Origin of the sequence: Nocardioides sp., from assembly GCF_036401255.1 — a bacterium.
Lineage (GTDB): Bacteria > Actinomycetota > Actinomycetes > Propionibacteriales > Nocardioidaceae > Nocardioides.
The window spans coordinates 1-7,443 of sequence record NZ_DASWVI010000476.1; the positions used below are offsets into that span (position 1 = coordinate 1).

Annotated in this window: 8 protein-coding genes and 1 pseudogene; 8 read left to right on the forward strand and 1 reads right to left on the reverse strand. The window is 71.7% G+C overall.

Translation table 11 applies throughout. The features are described from left to right. A partial coding sequence (locus tag VGD85_RS21940; protein ID WP_414690853.1) for a PhoH family protein occupies positions 1–200 on the reverse strand: 200 nt, incomplete at its 3' end. Here VGD85_RS21940 and VGD85_RS21945 point away from each other — a divergent pair. The 8 genes and pseudogenes from VGD85_RS21945 to era form a co-directional block, all read left to right on the forward strand. Further along, positions 148–723 (forward strand): annotated as a pseudogene (locus tag VGD85_RS21945) (PhoH family protein); the annotation flags it as partial. The gene VGD85_RS21940 and the pseudogene VGD85_RS21945 overlap by 53 nt on opposite strands. 16 nt (positions 724–739) lie before the next feature. After that, positions 740–1,189 carry an rRNA maturation RNase YbeY gene (ybeY, locus tag VGD85_RS21950; RefSeq protein ID WP_331065560.1) on the forward strand — a complete coding sequence of 150 codons (450 nt, stop codon included), beginning with the start codon at positions 740–742 and terminating at the stop codon, positions 1,187–1,189. Beyond that, positions 1,186–2,487: a hemolysin family protein gene (locus tag VGD85_RS21955; protein WP_331065561.1), complete on the forward strand. Its 1,302-nt coding sequence runs from the start codon at positions 1,186–1,188 to the stop codon at positions 2,485–2,487. The genes ybeY and VGD85_RS21955 overlap by 4 nt, the downstream gene beginning before the upstream one ends. Beyond that, positions 2,480–2,836: a cytidine deaminase gene (locus VGD85_RS21960; protein ID WP_331065562.1), complete on the forward strand. Its 357-nt coding sequence runs from the start codon at positions 2,480–2,482 to the stop codon at positions 2,834–2,836. Before VGD85_RS21955 ends, VGD85_RS21960 begins: the two co-directional genes overlap by 8 nt. A gap of 73 nt (positions 2,837–2,909) precedes the next feature. Continuing rightward, entirely contained in the window at positions 2,910–4,280 is a 1,371-nt protein-coding gene (locus tag VGD85_RS21965) for an FAD-binding oxidoreductase (protein WP_331065563.1), read from the forward strand. After that, positions 4,277–5,548, forward strand: a complete 1,272-nt coding sequence (locus tag VGD85_RS21970) for a cyclopropane-fatty-acyl-phospholipid synthase family protein (protein WP_331065564.1) — start codon at positions 4,277–4,279, stop codon at positions 5,546–5,548. The genes VGD85_RS21965 and VGD85_RS21970 overlap by 4 nt, the downstream gene beginning before the upstream one ends. Positions 5,549–5,665: 117 nt before the next feature. Then, positions 5,666–6,448, forward strand: coding sequence for a siderophore-interacting protein (locus VGD85_RS21975; RefSeq protein WP_331065565.1), 783 nt, complete (start codon positions 5,666–5,668; stop codon positions 6,446–6,448). Next, on the forward strand, positions 6,448–7,365 hold the full coding sequence (gene era / locus VGD85_RS21980) for a GTPase Era (RefSeq protein WP_331065566.1): 918 nt from the start codon (positions 6,448–6,450) through the stop codon (positions 7,363–7,365). The genes VGD85_RS21975 and era overlap by 1 nt, the downstream gene beginning before the upstream one ends. The last annotated feature ends 78 nt before the right edge of the window (positions 7,366–7,443 follow it).

Sequence of the window (7,443 nt, forward strand, 5' to 3'; positions counted from 1 at the left end):
AGCATGTCGTAGAGCGCGTCGAACAGCGGCCGCAGGTAGGGGTCGACCTTCGCGGCCAGGTCGCCGGGCAGGAACCCGAGGCGCTCGCCGGCCTCCACCGCGGGACGGGTGAGGATGATGCGGGCCACCTCCCGGCGCATGAGGGCGGCGGTGGCGATGGCGACGGCCGCGTTGTCGCGGCGCGAGGTCAACCGGATCATCCTCACGCGGCCGGCGGTCGAGGCGGGCGAGCGGCTCGGCTTCCTGCCCGGCACGCTCAGCGAGAAGATCGACCCCTACCTGCGGCCGCTCTACGACGCGCTGCACGACATGATCGACCCGGAGTCGATCCCCAAGCTGCTCGCGGCCGGCACCATCGAGGTCGCGCCGCTGGCGTTCCTGCGCGGCCGGTCGCTCAACGACTCCTTCATCATCCTCGACGAGGCCCAGAACACCACGCCCGAGCAGATGAAGATGTTCCTCACCCGCCTGGGCTTCGGCTCCAAGATCGTCGTCACCGGCGACGTCACCCAGACCGACCTGCCGAGCGGGCAGAAGTCCGGCCTGCGCGCCGTCGAGGACATCCTCGACCACGTCGAGGACATCAGCTTCAACCGGCTCACCAGCCACGACGTCGTACGCCACAAGCTCGTCGGCCGGATCGTCGCGGCCTACGACGAGTTCGACGCGCGCGGCGGGCGCTCGCCGGAGCTCAAGCAGGCCAACCGGCCCGGTCCCCGATGAGCCCCCGGAGCGCCCGGTGAGCATCGAGGTCCTCAACGAGTCCGGCCACGAGCTGGACGTCAAGCGGCTGGCGTCGCTGAGCCGGTTCGTCATGGACCGGATGCGCGTCCACCCCCTCGCCGAGCTGTGCATCAAGGCCGTCGACGAGGCGACCATCGCGCAGCTCAACGAGCAGTGGATGGAGAAGGAGGGCCCCACCGACGTGCTCGCCTTCCCGATGGACGAGCTGCGGCCCGGCCTGGTCAACGAGGAGCCCGAGGAGGGCGTGCTCGGCGACCTGGTGCTCTGCCCCGACGTCGCCGCCCGGCAGGGCGAGACGGCCGGCCACGGCACCGAGGCCGAGATCGAGCTGCTCACCGTCCACGGCATCCTGCACCTGCTCGGCTACGACCACGCCGAGCCGGAGGAGCACCGCGAGATGTTCGGCCTCCAGGACGAGCTGCTGGCCGCCTGGCGCGCCCGGTGAGCGTCTGGCTGCTGCTCGCGGCCGCCGCGCTGGTCCTGCTCGCGGGCCTCTTCTCCGCGGCCGACGCCGCGGTGTCCTCGTTCTCCCGGGCCCGCGCCGAGGAGCTGCTCGCGGAGGGCCGCCCCGGCGCGCGGCGCCTGGTCGCACTGCTCGAGGACCTGCCGCGCTACCTCAACACCGCACTCCTCCTGCGGCTGCTGTGTGAGATCTCCGCGATCGTGCTCGTCACGCTCGAGGCCCACGGCGCCTACGACGGGCGCGGCTGGCCGACCGCGCTGACCGTGATCGGCGCGATGCTCGTGGTCTCGTTCGTCGCGATCGGCGTCGCGCCCCGCACGCTGGGCCGCCAGCACGCCGAGCGGATCGCGCTGCTCTCGGCCGCGCCGCTGGCCACGGTCACGGCCGTGCTGGGGCCGCTGCCGCGCCTGCTGATCCTGGTCGGCAACGCCCTCACGCCGGGCAAGGGCTTCCGCGAGGGCCCGTTCTCCACCGAGACCGAGCTCCGCGAGCTGGTCGACCTGGCGGAGGCCTCCGCGGTCATCGAGTCCGGCGAGCGCAAGATGATCCACTCGGTCTTCGAGCTCGGCGACACCATCGCGCGCGAGGTCATGGTGCCCCGCACCGACGTGGTCTACATCGAACGCCACAAGAACCTGCGCCAGACGCTCTCGCTGTTCCTGCGCAGCGGCTTCTCCCGGGTGCCGGTGATCGGCGAGAACCTCGACGACGTCGTCGGCATCGCCTACCTCAAGGACATCGTGCGGCGCGACTTCGAGGCGCCCGACGTGGAGTTCACCCAACGCATCGACGAGGTGATGCGCCCGGCCCACTTCGTCCCGGAGTCCAAGCCGGTCGACGCGCTGCTCTCGGAGATGCAGGCCATGCGCCAGCACATCGCGGTCGTGGTCGACGAGTACGGCGGCACCGCCGGGCTGGTCACGATCGAGGACGTGCTCGAGGAGATCGTCGGCGAGATCACCGACGAGTACGACGAGGCCGCGGTCGAGGTCGAGCACCTCGAGGGCGGGGCGGTCCGGGTCTCCTCGCGCTACCCGATCGACGACCTGGACGAGCTGTTCGGGTTCGACGTCGAGGAGGAGGACATCGACAGCGTGGGCGGCCTGATGGCCAAGCACCTCGGCCGGGTCCCGATCCCCGGCTCCGCGGTCGAGGCCCACGGGCTGCGGTTCGAGGCCGAGGGTGCCTCGGGGCGCCGCAACAAGATCGGGACCGTGCTCATCAACCGGGTCGCGCCGCACGAGCCGGACCCGAGGGAGGACGAGGACCACGATGAGTGAGGAGCCGACGCAGCCGTTGTCGGCGGAGGACCGCAAGCTGGTGACGCTGGCCCGCGCGACCCGCGCGCGGACCGGCGCGGCCGAGGGCGCCGCCGTACGCGACGCCGACGGACGCACCTACGCCGCCGCCACCGTCGACCTGCCCTCGCTGCGGGTCTCGGCGACGGGCGTGTGCGTGGCCATGGCGGTCGCGAGCGGGGCCAAGGGCCTCGAGGCGGCCGTCGTGCTGACCGAGGCCGCCGAGGTGGGCGCGGCGGACCTCGCCGCGCTGCGCGACCTGGGTGGCCCCGGCGTCGTCGTGCACCGCGGCGACCACCGCGGCGGCATCGCCGCGTCCACGACCACCTGACGCCGCCCGGCGAGACGGACGCCGTCCGAAACGGAGGGGCGCGCGGCACCCGAGTGGAGTAGGTTTTACCTTCGTGAGTCTGCGTGGCTGGACGGCGCACGAGGCGGCCGTGGAGCGGCTCCGGTCCTCCTACGCCCGCATCCCGGCGGGCTCGCCCGTGCGGCTGGCGAAGAAGACCTCGAACCTCTTCCGGCCGCGGGCGGCCACGTCCGCTCCCGGCCTCGACGTCTCCGGGCTCGACGGCGTCATCGCGATCGACGCGGCGGCTCGCACCGCCGACGTGCAGGGCATGTGCACCTACGAGGACCTCGTCGACGCCACGCTGCCTCACGGCCTGATCCCGCAGGTCGTCCCGCAGCTGCGCACGATCACCCTCGGCGGCGCCGTCACCGGCCTCGGCATCGAGTCCACGAGCTTCCGCAACGGCCTGCCGCACGAGTCCGTGCTGGAGATGGACGTCTTCACCGGCGCCGGCGAGGTCGTCACCTGCCGGCCCGGACCCGACGGTGAGCACAGCGACCTGTTCGACGCCTTCCCCAACTCCTACGGCTCGCTCGGCTATGCCACCCGGCTGCGGATCGCGCTCGAGCCGGTGCCGGCGTACGTCGCGCTGCGCCACGTCCGGTTCGACGACGCCGGCCTGCTCGCCAAGTCGATCGCGCAGATCGCGGAGTCCGGCTCCTACGACGACACCCGCGTCGACGGCCTCGACGGGGTCGCGTTCGCGCCGGGGGAGTACTACCTGACGCTGGCCACGTGGACCGAGCGGGGCGGGGCCACGAGCGACTACGCCGGACAGCGGGTCTACTACAAGAGCATCCAGCAGCAGGAGACCGACCTGCTGACGATCTACGACTACCTGTGGCGCTGGGACACCGACTGGTTCTGGTGCTCGGGCGCGTTCGGCGCGCAGCACCCGCTGGTGCGGCGCGTCTGGCCGCGACGCTGGCGCCGTTCGGACGTCTACCACAAGCTGCTCGGCCTGGACCGGCGCTTCTCCATCGCCGACCGGCTCGACCGGCGGGCCGGACGCGCGCTGCGCGAGCGCGTCATCCAGGACATCGAGGTGCCCGTCGACCGGCTCCCCGACTTCCTCGACTGGTTCGACGGCGCGGTCGGGATGCGCCCGGTCTGGCTGTGCCCGCTGGTCGCGAAGCGCGACTGGCCCACCTACCCGCTCGAGCCCGGGCGGCTCTACGTCAACGTGGGCTTCTGGGGCACCGTCCACGTCGGCCCCGAGGCGCCCGAGGGCCCGCGCAACCGGGCGATCGAGGGACGCGTGCACGAGCTCGGTGGGCACAAGTCGCTCTACAGCGAGGCGTTCTACGACCGCGAGACCTTCGACGAGCTCTACGACGGCGACAACCTCGCCGCCGTCAAGGGTCGCTACGACCCGCAGGACCGGCTGACCAGCCTCTACGACAAGGCGGTGAAGAGACGATGAGCAGGACCTACACCATCGGCCAGGCCATCGAGTCGCTGATGCGCGACGGGCTGCCGCTGCGCTTCACGGCGTACGACGGCAGCAGTGCCGGCCCGGAGGACGCGGAGTTCGGCATCGAGCTGCTCAACGAGCGTGGGCTCTCCTACATCATGACCGCGCCCGGTGACCTCGGCCTCGCCCGCGCGTACGTCGCCGGCGACCTCGCGCTGCACGGCGTCCACCCCGGCGACCCCTACCGCGCGTTCTCGCTGCTGATGAACCACACGAAGTTCCGCCGGCCCGCGGCGTCCGAGGTCCTGGACATCGTGCGCTCGCTCGGGATCTCCCACCTCAAGCCCCCGCCGCCGCCCCCGCAGGAGCACCTCCCGCGGTGGCGCCGCACCGTGGAGGGCCTGCGCCACTCGCTGCAGCGCGACGCCGAGGTGATCCACCACCACTACGACGTCTCCAACACGTTCTACGAGTACGTGCTGGGCCCGTCGATGACCTACACCTGCGCGCTGTACCCGACCGAGGACGCCACCCTCGAGGAGGCGCAGTTCGCCAAGTACGACCTCGTCGCCCGCAAGCTCGACCTCCAGGCGGGCCAGCGGCTGCTCGACATCGGCTGCGGCTGGGGCGGCATGGTCCGCCACGCGGCACGCGAGTACGGCGTGCAGGTCCTCGGCGTGACGCTCTCGCGCGAGCAGGCCACCTGGGCCCAGCAGGCGATCAAGGAGGAGCGCCTCGACCACCTGGCCGAGGTGCGGTTCATGGACTACCGCAACGTGCCCGAGACCGGGTTCGACGCGATCTCCTCCATCGGGCTCACCGAGCACATCGGGGTGAAGAACTACCCGGCGTACTTCGGCTGGATCCGCGACCACCTGCGCCCCCAGGGCCGGCTGCTCAACCACTGCATCACCCGGCACGACAACCGGCCCCGCGAGACGGGCGCGTTCATCGACCGCTACGTGTTCCCCGACGGCGAGCTGATCGGCTCGGGCACGATCATCACCGAGGTGCAGGACGCCGGCCTCGAGGTGCAGCACGAGGAGAACATCCGGGTCCACTACGCCAAGACCCTCGCCGCCTGGTGCCGCAACCTCGAGGAGAACTGGGACGCCTGCGTCGCCGAGGTCGGCGAGGGCACCGCCCGGGTCTGGGGTCTGTACATGGCCGGGTCGCGGATCGCCTTCGAGCGCAACGAGATCCAGCTGCACCACGTGCTCGCCACCAAGACCGACCGGAACGGCGAGAGCGGCTACCCGCTGCGCCACACGTTCTGAGCTGCCCGTCGCGGTTGCCCCGCGCACCTGACGCATCGGTCCTGGATCCTCGGTTTCGAGAGCACATACGTCAGGTGCGTGGGACCTCCCGGCGCGGTGGCCGATAACGTTGGGCGAGTGAGCACGCGAGCCCGGCAGTACGACGCGCAGGTGCTGCGCCGGGAGGCGCTGTCGGCGCACCTGGTCCGGTTGACCCTGGGCGGCCCGGCGCTCGCCGGCTTCGAGAGCACCGGCATCCCCGACGAGTGGGTCGGGCTCGTGGTGCCCGGTCAGTTCCAGAGCCGCTACTACACGGTCCGCTCGTGGGCCGGCGGCGAGCTCACGGTCGACGTGGTCGTGCACGAGACCGGGCTGGTCACCGAGTGGGCGGCCGGTGACTGCGTGGGCGACACCGTGACGATCACCGAGCCGAAGGGCTCGTTCGCGATGCCGGCCGGCGCGAGGTGGCTGATCCTGGTCGGCGACCTCACCGCGCTGCCGGCGATCGCCCGGATCGCCGAGAGCGTCGACGTGCGCACGCTCGTCCACGCGGAGGTCCCCGACGAGCTGCCCGACTATCTCCCGGAGCGGCCGGAGGTGACCTGGCTGAGCCCGCCCGGAGCGGGCGAGAGCCGGCTCGCCGCGGTGGTCGAGGGCATCGACTGGCCCGACGGGGACGGCTACTTCTGGATGGCCGGTGAGTCCGCACAGATGCGCGCGATCCGCAAGCACCTCATGCGGGTGCGCCGGCTGCCGAGCACGGCGTACGACGTCATGGGCTACTGGCGCGCGAACGCCCAGCGGCAGCCGCGTGCGGTCGACCCGGGCCCGATCTACCGCGCCGGCAAGGCGGCGGGCAGGACCGACGAGCAGATCTGGGCGGAGTACGACGCCGCCGGGGACCGGGCGGGGGAGCATTGATGAGCGAGCACAGGAGCGGGTTCGTCTCGTTCGTCGGCCGCCCCAACGCCGGCAAGTCGACGCTGACCAACGCCCTGGTCGGCAGCAAGGTCGTGATCACCTCCGACAAGCCGCAGACCACGCGCACCGTGGTCCGCGGCATCGTGCACCGCGAGGACGCCCAGCTGGTGCTGGTCGACACCCCCGGGCTCCACCGGCCGCGCACGCTGCTCGGCGAGCGGCTCAACGACCTCGTGAAGACTACGCTGGCCGAGGTCGACGTGGTCGCGGTCTGTCTGCCGGCCAACGAGAAGGTCGGCCCCGGAGACCGGTTCATCGTCAACGAGATGGCGAAGATCAAGCGCACGACCAAGGTCGCGATCGCCACCAAGACCGACCTCGCAGTCCCTGAGCGGATCGCCGAGCACCTCCTCGACATCCAGCGGCTCGGCGCCGAGACCGGCACCGAGTGGGCCGAGATCGTCCCGGTCTCGGCCAAGTCCGGCGACCAGGTGAAGCTGCTCGAGGACCTGCTGGTCGGCCTGCTGCCCGAGGGGCCGCAGCTCTACCCCGACGGCGACCTCAGCGACGCGCCGGAGGAGATCCTCGCGGCCGAGCTCATCCGCGAGGCCGCGCTCGAGGGGCTGCGCGACGAGCTGCCCCACTCGGTCGCCGTCGTCGTCGAGGAGATGGGGCTGCGCGAGAACCGGCCCGAGGACAAGCCGCTCCTCGACATCCACGCCAACGTGTACGTCGAGCGGGACTCGCAGAAGGGCATCATCATCGGCCCCAAGGGCGCCCGGCTCCGCGACATCGGCACCCGCGCCCGCAAGCAGATCGAGGCCCTGCTCGGCACGCCCGTCTACCTCGACCTCCACGTCAAGATCGCCAAGGACTGGCAGCGTGACCCGCGCCAGCTCAGGAAGCTGGGCTTCTGATGGACCGTCCCGAGCCGCTGCTGCGCTGGCACGCGATCGCCGAGGCCCGCGACCCCGCCGGCCTCTCGACCCTCCTGG